Source organism: Klebsiella africana (assembly GCF_020526085.1).
In the GTDB taxonomy this organism is placed as follows: domain Bacteria; phylum Pseudomonadota; class Gammaproteobacteria; order Enterobacterales; family Enterobacteriaceae; genus Klebsiella; species Klebsiella africana.
This window is the reverse complement of the sequence record NZ_CP084874.1, coordinates 1,854,848-1,872,067: the sequence shown is the minus strand read 5'-3', so window position 1 is coordinate 1,872,067 and position 17,220 is coordinate 1,854,848. Positions and strand designations below refer to the sequence as shown.

At 58.4% G+C, this 17,220-nt stretch carries 19 protein-coding genes; 8 read left to right on the top strand and 11 right to left on the bottom strand.

Annotation, left to right across the window (positions count from 1 at the left end; genetic code table 11):
• Nucleotides 1–64 precede the first annotated feature (64 nt).
• Nucleotides 65–1,507, top strand: coding sequence for a pyruvate kinase (gene pyk / locus LGL98_RS09050; protein ID WP_002911440.1), 1,443 nt, complete (start codon nt 65–67; stop codon nt 1,505–1,507).
• A gap of 40 nt (nt 1,508–1,547) precedes the next feature.
• Here the strand turns inward: pyk and lpxM are convergent, their stop codons facing one another.
• The 3 genes from lpxM to znuA form a co-directional block, all read right to left on the bottom strand.
• Nucleotides 1,548–2,522 (bottom strand): lauroyl-Kdo(2)-lipid IV(A) myristoyltransferase, encoded by a 975-nt coding sequence (gene lpxM, locus LGL98_RS09045; protein ID WP_136030172.1) that lies wholly within the window; start codon nt 2,520–2,522, stop codon nt 1,548–1,550.
• Between the two features lie 117 nt (nt 2,523–2,639).
• Entirely contained in the window at nt 2,640–3,959 is a 1,320-nt protein-coding gene (mepM, locus tag LGL98_RS09040) for a murein DD-endopeptidase MepM (RefSeq protein WP_025711096.1), read from the bottom strand.
• A 15-nt stretch (nt 3,960–3,974) separates the two neighbouring features.
• Nucleotides 3,975–4,919 carry a zinc ABC transporter substrate-binding protein ZnuA gene (gene znuA / locus LGL98_RS09035; protein WP_136030170.1) on the bottom strand — a complete coding sequence of 315 codons (945 nt, stop codon included), beginning with the start codon at nt 4,917–4,919 and terminating at the stop codon, nt 3,975–3,977.
• Nucleotides 4,920–5,030: 111 nt separating this feature from the next.
• On the opposite strand from znuA, the gene znuC reads away from it, so the two are divergent.
• Together znuC and znuB are read left to right on the top strand one after the other, a co-directional pair.
• Entirely contained in the window at nt 5,031–5,750 is a 720-nt protein-coding gene (znuC, locus tag LGL98_RS09030) for a zinc ABC transporter ATP-binding protein ZnuC (protein WP_234976306.1), read from the top strand.
• Entirely contained in the window at nt 5,750–6,535 is a 786-nt protein-coding gene (gene znuB, locus LGL98_RS09025) for a zinc ABC transporter permease subunit ZnuB (protein WP_136030166.1), read from the top strand. Before znuC ends, znuB begins: the two co-directional genes overlap by 1 nt.
• Nucleotides 6,536–6,598: 63 nt before the next feature.
• Here the strand turns inward: znuB and ruvB are convergent, their stop codons facing one another.
• The 6 genes from ruvB to aspS form a co-directional block, all read right to left on the bottom strand.
• Nucleotides 6,599–7,609, bottom strand: coding sequence for a Holliday junction branch migration DNA helicase RuvB (ruvB, locus tag LGL98_RS09020; RefSeq protein ID WP_136030164.1), 1,011 nt, complete (start codon nt 7,607–7,609; stop codon nt 6,599–6,601).
• 8 nt (nt 7,610–7,617) lie between these two features.
• On the bottom strand, nt 7,618–8,229 hold the full coding sequence (gene ruvA, locus LGL98_RS09015) for a Holliday junction branch migration protein RuvA (protein ID WP_002911454.1): 612 nt from the start codon (nt 8,227–8,229) through the stop codon (nt 7,618–7,620).
• Between the two features lie 79 nt (nt 8,230–8,308).
• The gene (ruvC, locus tag LGL98_RS09010; protein ID WP_002911456.1) at nt 8,309–8,830 is read right to left on the bottom strand and encodes a crossover junction endodeoxyribonuclease RuvC; all 522 of its coding nucleotides are present in this window, start codon (nt 8,828–8,830) and stop codon (nt 8,309–8,311) included.
• A gap of 34 nt (nt 8,831–8,864) precedes the next feature.
• Nucleotides 8,865–9,605: a YebC/PmpR family DNA-binding transcriptional regulator gene (locus LGL98_RS09005; protein ID WP_002911459.1), complete on the bottom strand. Its 741-nt coding sequence runs from the start codon at nt 9,603–9,605 to the stop codon at nt 8,865–8,867.
• 27 nt (nt 9,606–9,632) lie between these two features.
• Nucleotides 9,633–10,076 (bottom strand): dihydroneopterin triphosphate diphosphatase, encoded by a 444-nt coding sequence (gene nudB / locus LGL98_RS09000; RefSeq protein WP_002911477.1) that lies wholly within the window; start codon nt 10,074–10,076, stop codon nt 9,633–9,635.
• Nucleotide 10,077: 1 nt separating this feature from the next.
• Nucleotides 10,078–11,865: an aspartate--tRNA ligase gene (gene aspS / locus LGL98_RS08995; protein ID WP_136030162.1), complete on the bottom strand. Its 1,788-nt coding sequence runs from the start codon at nt 11,863–11,865 to the stop codon at nt 10,078–10,080.
• Nucleotides 11,866–12,132: 267 nt separating this feature from the next.
• On the opposite strand from aspS, the gene LGL98_RS08990 reads away from it, so the two are divergent.
• Genes LGL98_RS08990 through cmoB form a run of 5 tightly spaced genes read left to right on the top strand, consistent with a single transcriptional unit; the run spans nt 12,133 to nt 15,746 of the window.
• Entirely contained in the window at nt 12,133–12,699 is a 567-nt protein-coding gene (locus tag LGL98_RS08990; protein ID WP_136030160.1) for a hydrolase, read from the top strand.
• A complete protein-coding gene (locus LGL98_RS08985) occupies nt 12,696–13,514 on the top strand; it encodes a DUF72 domain-containing protein (protein ID WP_136030158.1) in 819 nt (272 codons plus the stop codon). The genes LGL98_RS08990 and LGL98_RS08985 overlap by 4 nt, the downstream gene beginning before the upstream one ends.
• 52 nt (nt 13,515–13,566) lie before the next feature.
• Entirely contained in the window at nt 13,567–13,962 is a 396-nt protein-coding gene (locus LGL98_RS08980) for an MAPEG family protein (protein WP_008804243.1), read from the top strand.
• Nucleotides 13,963–14,001: 39 nt separating this feature from the next.
• A complete protein-coding gene (gene cmoA / locus LGL98_RS08975; protein ID WP_136030156.1) occupies nt 14,002–14,745 on the top strand; it encodes a carboxy-S-adenosyl-L-methionine synthase CmoA in 744 nt (247 codons plus the stop codon).
• Nucleotides 14,742–15,746: a tRNA 5-methoxyuridine(34)/uridine 5-oxyacetic acid(34) synthase CmoB gene (gene cmoB, locus LGL98_RS08970; protein WP_136030154.1), complete on the top strand. Its 1,005-nt coding sequence runs from the start codon at nt 14,742–14,744 to the stop codon at nt 15,744–15,746. The genes cmoA and cmoB overlap by 4 nt, the downstream gene beginning before the upstream one ends.
• A gap of 81 nt (nt 15,747–15,827) precedes the next feature.
• Here cmoB and cutC read toward each other — a convergent pair whose 3' ends face one another.
• Nucleotides 15,828–16,571 (bottom strand): copper homeostasis protein CutC, encoded by a 744-nt coding sequence (gene cutC / locus LGL98_RS08965; protein WP_136030152.1) that lies wholly within the window; start codon nt 16,569–16,571, stop codon nt 15,828–15,830.
• A 76-nt stretch (nt 16,572–16,647) separates the two neighbouring features.
• Nucleotides 16,648–17,217, bottom strand: a complete 570-nt coding sequence (locus LGL98_RS08960; protein ID WP_136030149.1) for a VOC family protein — start codon at nt 17,215–17,217, stop codon at nt 16,648–16,650.
• Between the last annotated feature and the right edge of the window lie 3 nt (nt 17,218–17,220).

Sequence of the window (17,220 nt, the reverse complement as noted above, 5' to 3'; positions counted from 1 at the left end):
AGGCTGGCGCTACCGAATCCATGTTCACGCAACACCAAAGTTGTATCAGTCAACGGAGTATTACATGTCCAGAAGGCTTCGCAGAACCAAAATCGTCACTACCTTAGGCCCAGCAACTGACCGCGATAACAACCTGGAAAAAGTTATCGCCGCGGGCGCAAACGTAGTGCGTATGAACTTCTCTCACGGCACCCCGGAAGATCATCAGCTCCGTGCCGACAAAGTGCGTGAGATTGCGGCGAAACTGGGCCGTCACGTCGCTATCCTCGGCGACCTCCAGGGACCAAAAATTCGCGTATCGACCTTCAAAGAAGGCAAAATTTTCCTCAACGTCGGCGATAAATTCCTGCTCGACGCTAATCTCGGCAAAGGTGAAGGCGACAAAGAGAAAGTCGGGATCGACTACAAAGGCCTGCCGGCGGACGTCGTGCCGGGCGATATCCTGCTGCTCGACGATGGCCGCGTGCAGTTGAAAGTCCTCGAAGTTCAGGGGATGAAAGTGTTCACTGAAGTGACCGTCGGCGGCCCGTTGTCCAACAACAAAGGGATCAACAAGCTCGGCGGCGGCCTGTCTGCCGAAGCGCTGACCGACAAAGACAAAGCTGATATCGTCACCGCCGCTAAAATCGGCGTCGACTACCTGGCCGTCTCTTTCCCGCGCTGCGGTGAAGACCTGAACTACGCCCGTCGCCTGGCGCGCGACGCTGGCTGCGATGCGAAAATCGTCGCCAAAGTTGAGCGTGCGGAAGCGGTCTGCGATCAGGATGCGATGGACGACGTGATCCTCGCCTCCGATGTAGTAATGGTTGCGCGTGGTGACCTCGGCGTCGAAATCGGCGATCCAGAGCTGGTTGGTATTCAGAAAGCGCTGATCCGTCGCGCCCGTCAGCTGAACCGTTCCGTCATTACCGCTACCCAGATGATGGAGTCGATGATCACCAACCCGATGCCGACTCGTGCGGAAGTGATGGACGTGGCCAACGCCGTGCTGGATGGTACCGATGCGGTAATGCTCTCCGCGGAGACCGCTGCCGGTCAGTATCCTTCGGAAACCGTGGCGGCCATGGCGCGCGTGTGTCTGGGCGCAGAAAAAATCCCTAGCCTCAACGTCTCCAAACACCGTCTGGACGTCCAGTTCGACAATGTGGAAGAAGCGATTGCCATGTCGGCGATGTATGCCGCCAACCACCTGAAAGGCATCACCGCCATCATCACCATGACCGAATCGGGCCGCACCGCGCTGATGACTTCACGCATCAGCTCCGGTCTGCCGATTTTCGCCCTCTCCCGCCACGAGCGCACCCTGAACCTGACTGCCCTCTACCGCGGGGTGACGCCGGTGTTCTTCGACAGCCAGAATGACGGGGTGGCCGCCGCGCACGATGCCGTCAATCTGCTGCGGGACAAAGGCTATCTGGTCTCCGGTGACCTCGTGGTCGTGACCCAGGGTGACGTGATGAGCACCATCGGCAGCACCAACACCACCCGTATCCTCACCGTCGAGTAAGCACGGTAGAGATAAAAAAGCCTCCTGACGGAGGCTTTTTTTATTTCTTTTTCGGGAACAGCTCTTTGCGTTTATAGGGCTCGATTTCACCCGGCTTGCGCGTTTTCAGCAGCTTCAGGATCCAGGTGTACTGCTCGGTGTGCGGCTTAACAAACACTTCCACTTCTTCGTTCATCCGCCGGGCGATTGTCGTATCGTCAGCGTCCAGTAGATCGTCCATCGGCGGGCGCACTAGCACCGTCAGGCGATGCGTCTTGCCATCGTAGACTGGGAACAGCGGTACGACGCGAGCTCGGCATACCTTCATTAAGCGGCCAATCGCCGGCAGCGTGGCCTTGTAGGTGGCAAAGAAATCCACAAACTCGCTGTGCTCGGCGCCGTGATCCTGATCGGGCAGATAGTAGCCCCAGTAGCCCTGGCGCACCGACTGGATAAACGGTTTGATCCCGTCGTTGCGCGCGTGCATACGCCCGCCAAAACGACGACGCACGGTATTCCACACGTAATCAAAGACCGGGTTACCCTGGTTATGGAACATCGCCGCCATCTTTTGCCCACCGGAGGCCATCAGCATCGCCGGGATATCTACACCCCAGGCGTGCGGAACGAGGAAAATAACCTTCTCGTTATTGCGCTGCATCTCGTCGATGATCTCTTTACCCTGCCAGTCGACGCGGGCAAGGATTTGCTGCGGATCGCGCAGGCCCAGCTCGGCCATCATCACCATCGCCTGCGGCGCTGATGCATACATGGCGTCGATGATAGCCTCCCGCTCGTGCTCACTTTTTTCCGGAAAGCAGTACAGTAAATTAATCTGCGCCCGGCGACGCGAGCTTTTCGCCAGCCTCCCTACCAGGCGGCCAAGTTTGCCGAGGATCGGATCGCGAAAGGATGGCGGCGTCAGCGCGATACCAGCGAAGGCAAAGACGCCCAGCCAGGCGCCCCAGTAGCGCGGCAGTAAAAAGGATTTCTCAAACTTAGGGATAAACTCAATATTATTTTTTTTCGTTTCCATGCCCAATCCGCAGATCGACTGCTTAATCAAGATAATGGGATAGTGTAGCGAGACGTTGGGTAACCTACAAAAGAAAAAGCCGGCGCCCTGGGGCACCGGCTTTCCACTGACCGGTGGTTAGTCAAACCGCAGCTGCGGAACGACCTCTTTGACCTGCGCCAGGTAATCGGTACGGTCGGAACCGCTCAGCCCTTCGGTACGCGGCAGTTTCGCCGTCAGCGGGTTGACCGCCTGCTGGTTGATCCACACTTCGTAGTGCAGATGCGGCCCGGTAGAGCGTCCGGTATTCCCCGATAGCGCAATACGATCCCCGCGCTTCACTTTCTGCCCCGGCTTCACCAGCAGCTTACGCAGGTGCATGTAGCGAGTGGTATAGGTGCGGCCGTGGCGGATTGCGACGTAATAGCCGGCAGCGCCGCTGCGTTTGGCCACTACCACTTCACCATCGCCCACCGCCAGCACTGGCGTTCCCTGCGGCATCGCGAAATCGACGCCACGGTGCGGTGCGACGCGCCCGGTGACCGGGTTCAGACGACGCGGATTAAAGTTAGAGGAGACGCGGAACTGACGCGCCGTCGGGAAGCGCATAAAGCCTTTCGCCAGCCCCGTCCCGTTACGGTCGTAGAATTTGCCGTCTTCGGCGCGGATAGCAAAGTAGTCTTTACCATCGGAGCGTAAACGTACGCCCAGCAGCTGGCTTTGCTCACGTTTGCCGTCGAGCATTTCGCGCGACATCAATACCGAAAATTCGTCGCCTTTTTTCAGCTTACGGAAATCCATCTGCCACTGCATGGCCTTGATCACCGCGCTGATTTCCGTGCTGGTCAGCCCGGCATCACGCGCGCTGGAGACAAAGCTGGCGCCGACGGTGCCCTTCAGCACGCTGTTGACCCAATCGCCTTTCTGCAGCTCGCTGCTCATTTTAAAACCGTTATCCACACGAGTATAGGTGCGGGTTTCGCGGCGGGACATCTCCCAGGTCAGACTCTGCAGATCGCCATCGGCGGTCAGGGTCCAGGAGAGCTGCTGACCAATCTTCAGGTTACGCAGTTCTTTATCGGCGGAGGAGAGCTGGGCGATATCGCCCATATCGATACCGTACTGGTTCAGAATGCTACTGAGCGTATCGCCGGTCGACACCACGTATTCATGCCCGCCGGCATCGGTATCGGCTTTTTCGTCGAGTTCATCCTGAGGAATGGCTTCTTCTTCCTGTGGGGCCTGATCGATCGGCTCGGAGGCTTCCGGAAGCAGGGAGCGGATCTCGCTTTTTTCCAGTTCAATGGTTCTGACGATGGGAGCGGATTCCGGATGGTAAATGTAGGGTCGCCAGACGGCGACCGCTAAGGTAAGAACGCTAAGCGACCCCAACATGACGCGATGAGGTCGTGGCAAATTGTTGAATGCCTGAGTGACAGCGCGGGCTATCTGTTGCACGTATTCACTTCCTCGTTAATCTCCTTTCAGGCAGCTCGAATACTGATTTGCCAGCTGGGTGAGGAATTGCGGGTAACTCGTTTTACCCAGCGTAATTCCTGTCCCCAGTGGATCCAGGGTCCCCATGCGCACAGACGTGCCCCGGGCAACAGCTTCGATAACCGCTGGCCTGAACTGTGGCTCAGCAAAAACGCAAGTGGCTTTCTGCTCAACCAGTTGTGTTCTGATTTCGTGTAAACGCTGCGCACCAGGCTGTATTTCAGGGTTGACGGTAAAATGCCCCAGCGAGGTCAAACCGTAGTGTTTTTCAAAGTAACCGTAGGCGTCATGAAAAACGAAATAGCCCTTCCCTTTCAGCGGTGCCAGCTCATTGCTCACCTGTTTGTCGGTCGCCGCCAGGGCGGCCTCGAACTGCTGCAGGTTGCTGTCGAGTTTAGCTCGACTCTGCGGCATAAGTTCCAATAATTTATCGTGGATTGCAACCGCTGAAAGCCGCGCTATCTCTGGGGATAACCACAGATGCATATTGTAAATACCGTGATGGTGATCGCCGTCACTTTTTTCTGCTGCACCATGGTCATGATCATGGTGATCATCATCGTCGTCCGTGCCGGTGATGAGCAGTGGTTTGACCCCATCCAGTTCGGCAATCGTCACCTTTTTATTCGCCGCAATGCTTTGCGTCGACTTATCCATAAAGGCTTCCATTTCCGGACCAATCCAAACCACTAAGTCTGCGTTCTGTAAGCGTTTTACATCAGAAGGACGGAGGGAATAATCATGCTCGGAGGCACCATCAGGCAGCAGTACCTGGGTCTCGGTGACCCCATCGGCGATGGCGGCTGCGATAAAGCCCAGCGGTTTCATGGAGGTCACCACGGCGGCGCTGGCCTGCGGTACCTGTGCGAACAAAAAAACAGCGCCAAGTCCAGCGCAAAGAAGCGTATTTTTATGTAACATAATGCGTCTAGTCATCGAAACGAGTGAGTGTGATGTGATATTATAACATTCACTAGCTTGTGCAACCCCTAAATTACTATGACAAACCTTGTAACGCTGGAAAATGTCTCGGTGGCCTTTGGCCAACGCCGCGTGCTGTCTGACATCTCGCTGGCTCTCACGCCAGGCAAAATCTTAACCCTGCTGGGCCCAAACGGCGCCGGCAAATCGACCCTTGTGCGGGTGGTTCTCGGGCTGGTAGCACCGACAGAGGGTGTTATCAAGCGTGACGCACGCCTGCGCATCGGCTATGTGCCGCAGAAGTTGCATCTGGACGCCACGTTGCCCCTGACCGTCAGCCGCTTCCTGCGTTTGCGCCCGGGCACCCGCAAAGACGACATCCTGCCGGCGCTGAAACGCGTGCAGGCCGGGCATCTGATTGACGCGCCGATGCAAAAACTCTCCGGCGGCGAAACCCAGCGCGTACTGTTGGCCCGCGCCCTGCTCAACCGCCCGCAGCTGCTGGTACTCGATGAACCGACCCAGGGTGTTGACGTCAACGGCCAGGTGGCGCTCTACGATCTTATCAACCAGCTGCGCCATGAACTGGACTGCGCGGTGCTGATGGTTTCCCACGATCTGCATCTGGTGATGGCCAAAACCGACGAAGTCCTGTGCCTGAACCAGCACATCTGCTGCTCAGGGGCGCCGGAGGTGGTCTCCATGCATCCGGAGTTTATCTCCATGTTCGGCCCGCGCGCCGCGGAACAGCTGGGGATTTACCGCCACCACCATAACCACCGCCACGACCTTCAGGGGCGAATTGTACTGCGTCGGGGAAACAGCCGCTAATGATTGAACTTCTTTTACCTGGCTGGCTGGCCGGGATGATGCTGGCCTGCGCCGCCGGTCCGCTGGGCTCCTTTGTGGTCTGGCGCCGCATGTCCTATTTCGGCGACACGCTGGCGCATGCGTCGCTGCTCGGCGTCGCTTTTGGCTTATTACTTAATATCAATCCGTTCTATGCGGTGATCGCCGTAACTCTGCTGCTGGCCGGCGGGCTGGTGTGGCTGGAAAAACGCCCCCATCTGGCGATCGATACCCTGCTGGGCATCATGGCGCATAGCGCGTTATCGCTGGGGCTGGTGGTGGTCAGCCTGATGTCTAACGTCCGCGTCGATCTGATGGCCTACCTGTTCGGCGACCTGCTGGCCGTCACGCCGCAGGACCTGATCGCGATCGCCATTGGCGTGGTGATTGTAATTGGCATTCTGCTCTGGCAGTGGCGGAATCTGCTGGCGATGACCATCAGTCCGGACCTGGCGTTTGTCGACGGCGTGAAGCTGCAGCGGGTCAAGCTGCTGTTGATGCTGGTCACCGCCCTGACTATCGGCGTGGCGATGAAATTCGTCGGCGCGCTGATCATCACTTCCCTGCTGATTATCCCGGCCGCCACCGCGCGCCGTTTTGCCCGCACGCCGGAGCAGATGGCCGCCGTGGCGGTGGGCGTGGGCATGCTGGCCGTTACCGGTGGGTTAACCTTCTCGGCCTTCTACGACACCCCGGCCGGGCCGTCGGTGGTGCTTTGTGCCGCTGTGCTGTTTATTCTCAGCATGACGAAAAAAGCCGCCAGCTGAAAATGAAAAAGCCCGGTCTCGCTGTGGACCGGGCCTCCTCACTGCCTGCGCCGCTGCAACGCGCTACGGCATTTCCGGCGGCGTAATCCCAAAGTGATTCCAGGCGCGCACCGTCGCCATTCTTCCCCGCGGCGTACGCTGCAGAAAACCCTGCTGAATTAAGTAGGGCTCCAGTACATCTTCAATGGTTTCCCGTTCTTCGCCGATCGCGGCGGCGAGGTTATCCAGCCCCACCGGGCCGCCAAAGAACTTATCTATCACCGCCAGCAGCAGCTTACGGTCCATATAGTCGAACCCTTCCGCATCGACGTTAAGCATATCCAGCGCCTGGGCGGCAATATCGGCTGAAATGGTGCCGTCGTGGCGCACTTCCGCGAAGTCACGCACCCGGCGCAGTAGACGGTTGGCAATACGCGGCGTGCCGCGTGAGCGGCGGGCCACTTCCAGCGCGCCCTCGTCGCTCATCTCCAGCTCCATATGGCGGGCGCTGCGGCTGACGATATGCTGCAGATCGGGTATCTGATAGAACTCCAGACGCTGCACGATGCCAAAGCGGTCGCGCAGCGGCGAGGTCAACGACCCGGCGCGGGTGGTGGCGCCGATCAGGGTAAACGGCGGCAGATCGATCTTGATGGAACGCGCCGCCGGACCTTCGCCAATCATAATATCCAGCTGGTAATCTTCCATTGCCGGATAGAGCACCTCTTCCACCACCGGCGAGAGGCGATGGATCTCATCGATAAACAGCACATCATGCGGTTCGAGGTTGGTGAGCATCGCGGCGAGATCGCCCGCCTTCTCCAGCACCGGGCCGGAGGTGGTACGCAGATTCACCCCCATTTCATTGGCGACAATGTTGGCCAGGGTGGTTTTCCCCAACCCTGGCGGGCCAAAAATCAGCAGGTGATCGAGGGCGTCGCCGCGCAGTTTCGCCGCCTGGATAAAAATCTCCATCTGCGAACGCACCTGCGGCTGGCCGACATACTCTGCCAGCAATTTTGGGCGGATGGCACGGTCAGCGGCCTCTTCAAAGCCGCTGCTGTCTGCCGATACCAGCCGGTCTGCTTCAATCATCCCTTACCTCACAACGCAGCGCGCAGCGCTTCGCGAATTAGCGTTTCACTGTTGGCGTCCGGACGCGCGATCTTGCTGACCATCCGGCTGGCCTCCTGCGGTTTATAGCCCAGCGCGACCAGCGCGGCAACCGCTTCCTGCTCGGCATCGTCTGCCGTCGGGCCTGCCGGCGAGGTCAGCACCAGATCGGCCGCCGGGGTGAACAGGTCGCCGTGCAGGCCTTTAAAGCGGTCTTTCATCTCAACAATCAGGCGTTCTGCGGTTTTTTTACCAATGCCTGGCAGCTTCACCAGCGAGGCAACCTCTTCCCGCTCAACGGCGTTAACGAACTGCTGCGCCGACATGCCGGAGAGGATCGCCAGCGCCAGCTTGGGCCCCACGCCGTTGGTTTTAATCAGCTCTTTAAACAGCGTACGTTCCTGCTTGTTGTTAAACCCATACAGCAGCTGGGCATCTTCACGCACCACAAAGTGGGTGAAAACGATCGCCTCCTGCCCGGCCTCCGGCAGCTCGTAGAAGCAGGTCATTGGCATATGCACTTCATAGCCGACGCCCGCCGTTTCCAGCAACACCAGCGGGGGTTGTTTTTCGAGAATGATGCCTCTGAGTCTGCCTATCACGTGGGGCTCCTGCGTTATGGTCTAAGTATCTGGCGGTATCATAAAAAAAGGCTGGATAGATATCCAGCCTGATTTGCGATTATCGTAAGCGCCCTCGCGCCAGATTGAGCCGGGTTTCACTGATCTGAGCGGCATTCTGGCTGACATGGCAATGGGTGATGGCAATCGCCAGCGCATCCGCCGCATCCGCCTGCGGATTGGCGGGCAACTTGAGCAAGGTGCGCACCATGTGCTGGACCTGGCTCTTTTCGGCGCTGCCGATCCCGACAACGGTCTGCTTGACCTGACGGGCGGCGTATTCAAACACCGGCAGCGCCTGATTGGTCGCTGCGACGATCGCCACCCCGCGCGCCTGTCCGAGCTTTAACGCCGAGTCGGCATTCTTCGCCATAAAGACCTGCTCAATGGCAAAATAGTCGGGCTGGAACTGGGTGATGATCTCCGTCACCCCGGCATAGATCAGCTTCAGCCGCGACGGCAGATCGTCCACCTTGGTGCGGATACAGCCGCTACCAAGGTAGCTCAGCTGTCGTCCAACCTGGCGGATCACGCCATAACCGGTGACACGCGACCCCGGGTCAATGCCGAGAATAATAGCCATCACGCGCCTCCGGTTAACCGTGGATGCGACTGCATCACAGGGTGGCTGCGACCTCGTCGGAGATCTCGCCGTTATGGTACACTTCCTGCACGTCGTCGCAGTCTTCCAGCATATCGATCAGACGCAGCAGCTTAGGCGCCGTCTCGGCATCCATATCCGCTTTGGTGGACGGGATCATCGAGACTTCTGCAGCGTCGGCTTTCAGGCCAGCAGCTTCCAGCGCGTCGCGTACGGCGCCCATCTCTTCCCACGCGGTGTAAACGTCGATGGCGCCGTCGTCATAGGTCACTACGTCTTCTGCGCCTGCTTCCAGCGCCGCTTCCATGATAGTGTCTTCATCGCCTTTCTCGAAGGAGATGACGCCTTTCTTGCTGAACAGGTAGGACACGGAGCCGTCGGTACCGAGGTTACCCCCGGTTTTAGTGAAGGCGTGACGCACTTCCGCAACGGTACGGTTACGGTTGTCGGACAGACATTCCACCATCACCGCGGTGCCGCCAGGGCCATAGCCTTCATAAATGATGGTTTCCATGTTCGCGTCTTCATCGCCGCCGACGCCGCGCGCGATGGCGCGGTTCAGGGTGTCGCGGGTCATGTTGTTAGACAGCGCTTTATCAACGGCCGCACGCAGACGCGGGTTGGAAGCCGGATCGCCGCCGCCCAGACGCGCGGCGGTGACCAGCTCGCGAATGATTTTCGTAAAGATTTTACCGCGCTTGGCATCCTGTGCCGCTTTGCGGTGTTTGGTGTTGGCCCATTTACTATGACCTGCCATAAAAAACTCTCCAAAAAGCGCGCCTTTTCAGGCGGCGTTAATTACAAATTCTTCAATCGCCTGCCGGTTGCTCCACGACTTGGTCAGCGCAGCGGCTTCCGTCGCGCTGACCCAGCGATAGGCCAGATGTTCGGTGAAAGTAATCTCCCGCTCATGAGGCAGCGCAAGACAGAACCAGAATTCCGTATTACGCTCTACACCCGGCGCATAGCGATGACGCAAATGAGAAAATATCTCGAACTCCACCGTGCGCTGACAGTCGATTAAGGTCAGTTGCTCGCAGGCAACGTCAATGGCGACCTCTTCCTTTACTTCACGCGCGGCGGCCTGCAGCGCGGTCTCTCCTGCTTCCAGGCTGCCGGTGACCGACTGCCAGAATGCGGGATCGTCGCGCCGCTGCAACATCAGCACCCGTTTCGTATCTTCGGCGTAAATGACCACCAGCACCGAAACGGGCAGCTTAAATGACATATTACTTGTTCTCCAGAGACGCTTTTGCCTCTTTCTCCACAACCTGAATACCCAGTTCACCAAGCGCCGCCGGATTGGCGAAGCTTGGCGCTTCGGTCATCAGACAAGCCGCGGCGGTGGTTTTCGGGAAGGCGATAACGTCGCGGATGTTATCGGTACCGGTCAGCAGCATGGTCAGACGGTCAAGACCGAAGGCCAGACCCGCATGCGGCGGCGTACCGTACTTCAGCGCATCCAGCAGGAAGCCGAATTTCTCACGCTGTTCCTGTTCGTTAATACCCAGAATACCAAATACGGTCTGCTGCATGTCGCCGCGGTGGATACGCACCGAACCGCCGCCGACTTCATAACCGTTAATCACCATATCGTAGGCGTTGGCTACAGCCTCTTCCGGCGCGGCTTTCAGCTCATCCGCCGTCATATCTTTCGGCGAGGTGAACGGATGATGCATCGCCGTCAGGCCGCCTTCGCCGTCGTCTTCGAACATCGGGAAGTCGATAACCCACAGCGGCGCCCATTTGCTCTCGTCAGTCAGACTCAGGTCTTTACCGAGCTTCAGACGCAGCGCGCCCAGCGCGTCGGCCACCACTTTCTTGTTGTCGGCGCCGAAGAAGATCATGTCTCCATCCTGCGCGCCGGTGCGGTCAAGGATCGCTTCCACGATCTCCGCGGTCAGGAATTTGGCCACCGGGCTGTTGATCCCGTCCATGCCTTTGGCACGCTCGGTCACTTTAATATAGGCCAGCCCCTTCGCGCCGTAGATCTTCACAAAGTTGCCGTATTCGTCAATCAGCTTGCGGGTCAGAGAGGCCCCGCCCGGGACGCGCAGGGCCGCCACGCGCCCTTTCGGATCGTTGGCCGGGCCGGCAAAAACCGCGAATTCCACAGACTTCAGCAGGTCGGCGACGTCCACCAGTTCCATCGGGTTACGCAGATCCGGTTTATCGGAGCCATAGCGACGTTCGGCTTCGGCGAAGGTCATGATCGGGAACTCGCCCAGGTCGACGCCTTTCACTTCCAGCCACAGCTGACGCACCATCGCCTCCATGATCTCACGCACCTGCGGCGCGGTCATAAAGGAGGTTTCCACGTCGATCTGGGTGAATTCAGGCTGACGGTCGGCACGCAGATCTTCATCGCGGAAGCATTTAACGATCTGATAGTAGCGATCGAAGCCGGACATCATCAGCAGCTGTTTGAACAGCTGCGGCGACTGCGGCAGCGCGTAGAATTTGCCTTTATGCACGCGGGAAGGCACGAGGTAATCGCGAGCGCCTTCCGGGGTGGCTTTAGTCAGCATCGGGGTTTCGATGTCGAGGAAGCCATTGTCATCCATAAAGCGGCGCACAAAGCTGGTGATTTTCGCGCGGGTTTTCAGGCGCTGCGCCATCTCCGGACGACGCAGGTCGAGGTAGCGATATTTTAGACGCGCTTCTTCGGTATTGACGTGATTGGAGTCCAGCGGCAGCGATTCTGAGCGGTTAATGATCGTCAGATCGGAGGCCAGCACTTCGATGGCACCGGTGGCCATGTCCGCGTTGATGTTTCTCTCTTCACGCGCGCGAACGGTGCCAGTGACCTGAATGCAGAATTCATTACGCAGTTCAGAGGCTAACTTCAACGCATCCGCACGATCCGGATCGAAAAACACCTGAACGATGCCTTCGCGGTCGCGCATATCGATAAAAATGAGGCTACCGAGATCGCGACGGCGGTTGACCCAACCACACAGAGTCACCTGCTGCCCAACGTGGGACTGTCGAAGCTGTCCGCAATATTCTGTACGCATGAGATATCCCTTAACTTAGCCGTCGGCGGATTGTCGTCTGCCCTGCAGGCGACGAGGTCGCAGCTTTAGCTGATGTCACAACTGAATGAAAAAAGGCGGCTATTATACTGGAAATTCTGTCGTTCGATAAGTCCGACGCACGATGTACGCTGCTTTGCTGCGCGCTTAACGTTCACACTCACATAAATTAACAAAATTTGTTACCCTTTTGCAGAAGCCGCAAAGGTATTGTAGCCGCCTGACAACAGATGAAGATACGGGGATACCATGTTAGAACTCAATGCAAAAAACACGGCGCTGGTGGTGATCGATCTGCAGGAAGGCATTCTGCCTTTCGCCGGTGGGCCACATCGGGCTGACGAGGTGGTGGCGCGCGCCGCTCGCCTGGCAGACAAGTGCCGGCAACAGGGTTCGCCGGTCATCATGGTCCGCGTTGGCTGGTCGGCCGATTTTGCCGAAGCGCTAAAACAGCCTGTCGACGCTCAGGCCGGGGCGCATACGCTGCCCGAAAACTGGTGGACCTACCCGGCCACGCTCGGTAAGCAGGAGAGCGATATCGAAGTGACCAAACGCCAGTGGGGCGCGTTCTATGGCACCGACCTGGAGCTTCAGCTGCGCCGCCGCGGGATCGACACCATTATTCTCTGCGGTATCTCCACCAACATCGGCGTCGAATCCACCGCCCGCAACGCCTGGGAGCTGGGCTTTAACCTGGTCATCGCCGAAGATGCCTGCAGCGCCGCCTCCGCCGAGCAGCATCAGGGCAGCATGACGCATATTTTCCCGCGCATCGCCCGGGTGCGCAGCACCGAGGAGATCCTCGCCGCGTTATGATTTATATTGGGCTTCCCCAGTGGTCGCACCCGAAATGGGTGCGCCTTGGCATCACCAGCCTCGAAGACTACGCCCGCCATTTTAACTGCGTGGAGGGTAACACCACCCTGTATGCGCTACCGAAGCCGGAGATTGTCGCCCGCTGGTACGAACAGACTCACGATGATTTCCGCTTCTGCTTCAAATTTCCAGCGACTATCTCGCACCAGGCCGCCCTGCGTCATTGCGACGAGTTGAGCAGCGAATTCTTTACCCGCCTGGCGCCGCTGTCCTCACGCATCGGTCAGTACTGGCTGCAGCTGCCGGCCACCTTCGCTCCTCGCGATCTCCCAGCGCTATGGCATTTTCTCGACGGGCTGCCGAAAGATTTCACCTACGGCGTCGAAGTTCGTCATCCAGAGTTCTTCGCCAAAGGCGAAGCAGAGCAGCAGCTCAACCGCGGGCTGCACGAGCGTAACGTCAACCGCGTGATCCTTGACAGCCGTCCGGTCCATAGCGCCGCGGCAACCAGTCCGGCGATGATCGATGCGCAACAAAAGAAACCGAAGGTGCCGGTACATGCGGTGATGACCGCCCGGCAGCCAATGGTGCGCTTTATCGGCGGTGACGATATGGACCATAACCGGGAACTGTTTCGCGTCTGGCTCCAGACCCTGCCGAAGTGGCATCAGTCGGGAACCCCGTGGCTGTTCCTGCACACCCCCGACATTGCTTACGCGCCGGCGCTGGTCGATACCCTGTGGGGTGACCTACGCGCTGCCCTGCCGGCGGTTGGAAATGCGCCGTCGATTCCGCAGCAATCTTCTCTTTTCTGATATCCTGCTATCATATCCGGAGCCATCTGCCAGAGTTAAAGGGAGTTTTCGTATGGTCAGCGCGCTGTATGCCGTTTTAGGTGCGTTATTGTTAGTGAAGTTCTCATTTGACGTGGTGCGTCTGCGCACCCAATACCATGTAGGCTACGGTGACGGCGGCTTTAGCGAGCTGCAGGTTGCCATTCGCGTACACGGCAATGCCGTCGAATATGTACCGATTGGCCTCATTTTGCTGTTATTTATGGAGATGAACGGCGCCCAGACCTGGATGGTGCACGTTTGCGGCATTTTATTGATTGTCGGGCGACTGATGCACTCCTGGGGTTTTCATCACCGCGTTTACCACTGGCGCCGCTCCGGCATGAGCGCCACCTGGTGTGCGTTGTTGCTGATGGTGCTGGCCAATCTCTGGTATATGCCCTGGGAGTTGGTTTTCTCCCTCCGTTAGCGCACAATACGCCGTTTTCGTTTTTTCGGGTTTAACGTTATGTCTCACCGCGATACGCTTTTTTCCGCGCCGATTGCCAGCCTCGGCGACTGGACCTTTGATGAACGGGTTGCTGAAGTCTTCCCCGATATGATCCAGCGTTCTGTGCCCGGCTATTCCAATATCATCTCGATGATCGGCATGCTGGCCGAGCGCTTCGTTCAGCCCAACACCCAGGTTTACGATCTTGGCTGTTCACTGGGCGCCGCCACCCTCTCCGTGCGTCGCAATATTAGCCATCCGGGCTGTCGCATTATCGCCATCGACAACTCTCCCGCGATGGTGGAGCGCTGCCGTCGCCATATTGACGCCTATAAAGCCCCGACGCCGGTCGAGGTCATTGAAGGGGATATCCGCGATGTAGCCATTGAAAACGCCTCGCTGGTGATCCTGAACTTTACCATTCAGTTTCTTGAACCGGGCGATCGCCAGGCGATCCTCAATAAAGTCTATCAGGGGCTGAATCCCGGCGGCGCGCTGGTGCTCTCGGAGAAATTCAGCTTCGAAGACGCCCATGTCGGCGAGCTGCTGTTCAATATGCATCATGACTTTAAACGCGCCAACGGCTACAGCGAACTGGAGATCAGCCAGAAACGCAGCATGCTGGAAAACGTGATGCTGACGGACTCCGTGGAAACCCATAAAGCCCGCCTGCATCAGGCAGGGTTTGAACATGCCGAACTGTGGTTCCAGTGCTTTAACTTTGGCTCACTGGTGGCGGTGAAAGCCGGGGAGCAGGCATGATCGACTTCAGTAACTTCTATCAGCTGATCGCCAAAAGCCCGCTGTCTCACTGGCTGGAGACGCTGCCTGCCCAGGTAGCCGCCTGGCAGCGCGAGGCCCTGCACGGCAAGTTTCGTGAATGGGAGCGCGCCGTTGAATTTCTGCCGGAGTTAACGCCCTGGCGTCTGGACCTTCTGCACAGCGTCACCGCCGAGAGCGAAACGCCGCTCAGCGAAGGCCATCAGCTGCGGATAGAAAATCTGCTTAAAAACCTGATGCCGTGGCGCAAAGGCCCTTATTCGCTGTACGGCATCAATATCGATACCGAATGGCGATCCGACTGGAAATGGGAGCGCGTTCTGCCGCACCTGTCCGATCTCACCGGTCGGACCATCCTCGACGTGGGCTGCGGCAGCGGCTATCACATGTGGCGGATGATCGGTGCCGGCGCACATCTGGCGGTCGGCATCGATCCCACCCAGCTGTTCCTGTGCCAGTTTGAAGCGGTGCGTAAGCTGCTCGGTAACGATCAGCGGGCGCATCTCCTGCCGCTGGGCATCGAGCAGCTGCCGGCGCTGGAGGCCTTCGATACCGTGTTCTCGATGGGCGTGCTCTACCATCGTCGCTCGCCGCTGGATCACCTGTGGCAGTTGAAAGATCAGCTGGCGCCAGGGGGCGAGCTGGTGCTGGAGACGCTGGTGGTCGAAGGGGATGAAAATACAGTGCTGGTTCCGGGCGACCGCTATGCGCAGATGCGCAACGTCTATTTTATTCCTTCGGCGCCGGCCCTGAAAATGTGGCTGGAGAAGTGCGGGTTTATTGACGTGCGCATCGTGGACGCCTGCGTCACCTCGACAGAGGAGCAGCGGCGCACCGAATGGATGACAACCGAATCGCTGGCCGATTTCCTCGACCCACAAGATCAGCGCAAAACGGTGGAAGGCTATCCGGCGCCATTACGGGCGGTGATCATTGCCACCAAACCGGAAACCCAGCAGTCGCTGGCGAAAAAAGCGAGATAAAAAAAGGCCCCTGTTTAATGGGCAGGGGCCTGGTACGGGCAATCATCATATTGGGCGACATGATGTGCAGCAAAAAACCGTTTAACTTCTCCAGGCGGAGATAATCCCTTTCATCTCCGCCACCGCTTCGCCATTGACGGCGTAGCGCCTGTATTCGTCCGCATCGGGATCGGCTGACATCGAAACGCCCGGATGACGAAAGCGCATGTCCGATGGCAACCACTGGCCAGCCGAGCTATGGACCTCTTTCACTCCCGCCTGCAGAAACATCGGCAGGTTCGCGGCGCGGACTCCCGCACCGGCCATAATGATTGGAGTATCCCCTGCGGCAATAAGTTCCGTAATTAATGAAATACCTTTCTCCGCCGAGGATTGCTGACCGGAAGTCAGGATACGTTTAACCCCCAGCTCACCCAGCGTCTTCCAGGCCTGACGCGGGTCGGCGCACAGATCGAACGCGCGATGAAAGGTCACCGCCAGCGGCCCGGCCGCGGCCATTATTTTTTTCATCCGCGGGATATCGACCTGGCCATCGGCATCCAGCACGCCGGTCACCAGCCCGGGAAAGCCGAGCTCGCGCACCATGCGGATGTCGCTGAGCATCGCGGCGAACTCTTCCCTGGTGTAGCAGAAATCGCCGCCGCGCGGGCGAACGATCGGATGCACCGGGAGGGTAATCGCCTCGCGGACCGAGACCAGCACCCCGTAAGAGGGGGTTAATCCCCCTTCCTGCGGCGCGGCGCAGAGCTCAATACGATCGGCGCCGCAGCGCTCAGCCTCCCGGGCGCACGCCATGCTGTAGCAACACACTTCCAGTACCGCCATTCCTCTCTCCCTGATTCAGACAACCTTTCCAGCATGTCATGATTTCACGCGGCAGACGCCGCGCTGCTTCACACTGTTAGGTATCGGCTTGCTCGCTGGCAACGATTTGTTCAATCGACCATGGATGAAATTTCACCGTCACGCTGCCGTCGGTCACCGCCAGGGTGGGGTTCGGCAGACGCTCATGCTCCCCTTTCGGCGAACTGGTTTTGACGACGATCCCCGGTTGGCTGAGTCCGTCATCGGCCAGTAGCGCCAGTGCGCGGGCATTTAAGGTTGCCGGATCGCCGGGCAGGACAATTTCAATATGCTCCCAGCCTTCATGGGGATAACGCTTTTCACCTGGCCACGGCAGCTCAACGATATGAAAGCGCCAGTGCGCCACGCAGACCGGCTCCGCCAGTTTGAACAGGCAAATCGGCCGGCCGTTGATCATATTCTCCGACAGCAGGGTGCCACACTGCTCCAGACCGCAGCGCCAGCGTTCCGCAGTGGTGTTCTGATGACAGCGCAGGGAGATATGGTCGGCGTCGAGGCCAGCTATCTCCAGCCCCAGTCGCGCAGCGAAGCGCTGCAGCGCTTCGGAAAATCGCGGGAGATCCGCCGTAATATCGGCCAGTTGTTCAATTTGCTGCCAGTTTGCCATGGG

Excerpts from the sequence above, each read along its gene's own strand:
- pyk (WP_002911440.1), top strand. The coding sequence starts at position 65 with ATGTCCAGAAGGCTTCGCAGAACCAAAATCGTCACTACCTTAGGCCCA.
- lpxM (WP_136030172.1), bottom strand. The coding sequence starts at position 2,522 with ATGGAAACGAAAAAAAATAATATTGAGTTTATCCCTAAGTTTGAGAAA.
- znuA (WP_136030170.1), bottom strand. The coding sequence starts at position 4,919 with ATGTTACATAAAAATACGCTTCTTTGCGCTGGACTTGGCGCTGTTTTT.
- znuB (WP_136030166.1), top strand. The coding sequence starts at position 5,750 with ATGATTGAACTTCTTTTACCTGGCTGGCTGGCCGGGATGATGCTGGCC.
- ruvB (WP_136030164.1), bottom strand. The coding sequence starts at position 7,609 with ATGATTGAAGCAGACCGGCTGGTATCGGCAGACAGCAGCGGCTTTGAA.
- ruvC (WP_002911456.1), bottom strand. The coding sequence starts at position 8,830 with ATGGCTATTATTCTCGGCATTGACCCGGGGTCGCGTGTCACCGGTTAT.
- LGL98_RS09005 (WP_002911459.1), bottom strand. The coding sequence starts at position 9,605 with ATGGCAGGTCATAGTAAATGGGCCAACACCAAACACCGCAAAGCGGCA.
- nudB (WP_002911477.1), bottom strand. The coding sequence starts at position 10,076 with ATGTCATTTAAGCTGCCCGTTTCGGTGCTGGTGGTCATTTACGCCGAA.
- aspS (WP_136030162.1), bottom strand. The coding sequence starts at position 11,865 with ATGCGTACAGAATATTGCGGACAGCTTCGACAGTCCCACGTTGGGCAG.
- LGL98_RS08990 (WP_136030160.1), top strand. The coding sequence starts at position 12,133 with ATGTTAGAACTCAATGCAAAAAACACGGCGCTGGTGGTGATCGATCTG.
- LGL98_RS08985 (WP_136030158.1), top strand. The coding sequence starts at position 12,696 with ATGATTTATATTGGGCTTCCCCAGTGGTCGCACCCGAAATGGGTGCGC.
- LGL98_RS08980 (WP_008804243.1), top strand. The coding sequence starts at position 13,567 with ATGGTCAGCGCGCTGTATGCCGTTTTAGGTGCGTTATTGTTAGTGAAG.
- cmoA (WP_136030156.1), top strand. The coding sequence starts at position 14,002 with ATGTCTCACCGCGATACGCTTTTTTCCGCGCCGATTGCCAGCCTCGGC.
- cmoB (WP_136030154.1), top strand. The coding sequence starts at position 14,742 with ATGATCGACTTCAGTAACTTCTATCAGCTGATCGCCAAAAGCCCGCTG.
- cutC (WP_136030152.1), bottom strand. The coding sequence starts at position 16,571 with ATGGCGGTACTGGAAGTGTGTTGCTACAGCATGGCGTGCGCCCGGGAG.
- LGL98_RS08960 (WP_136030149.1), bottom strand. The coding sequence starts at position 17,217 with ATGGCAAACTGGCAGCAAATTGAACAACTGGCCGATATTACGGCGGAT.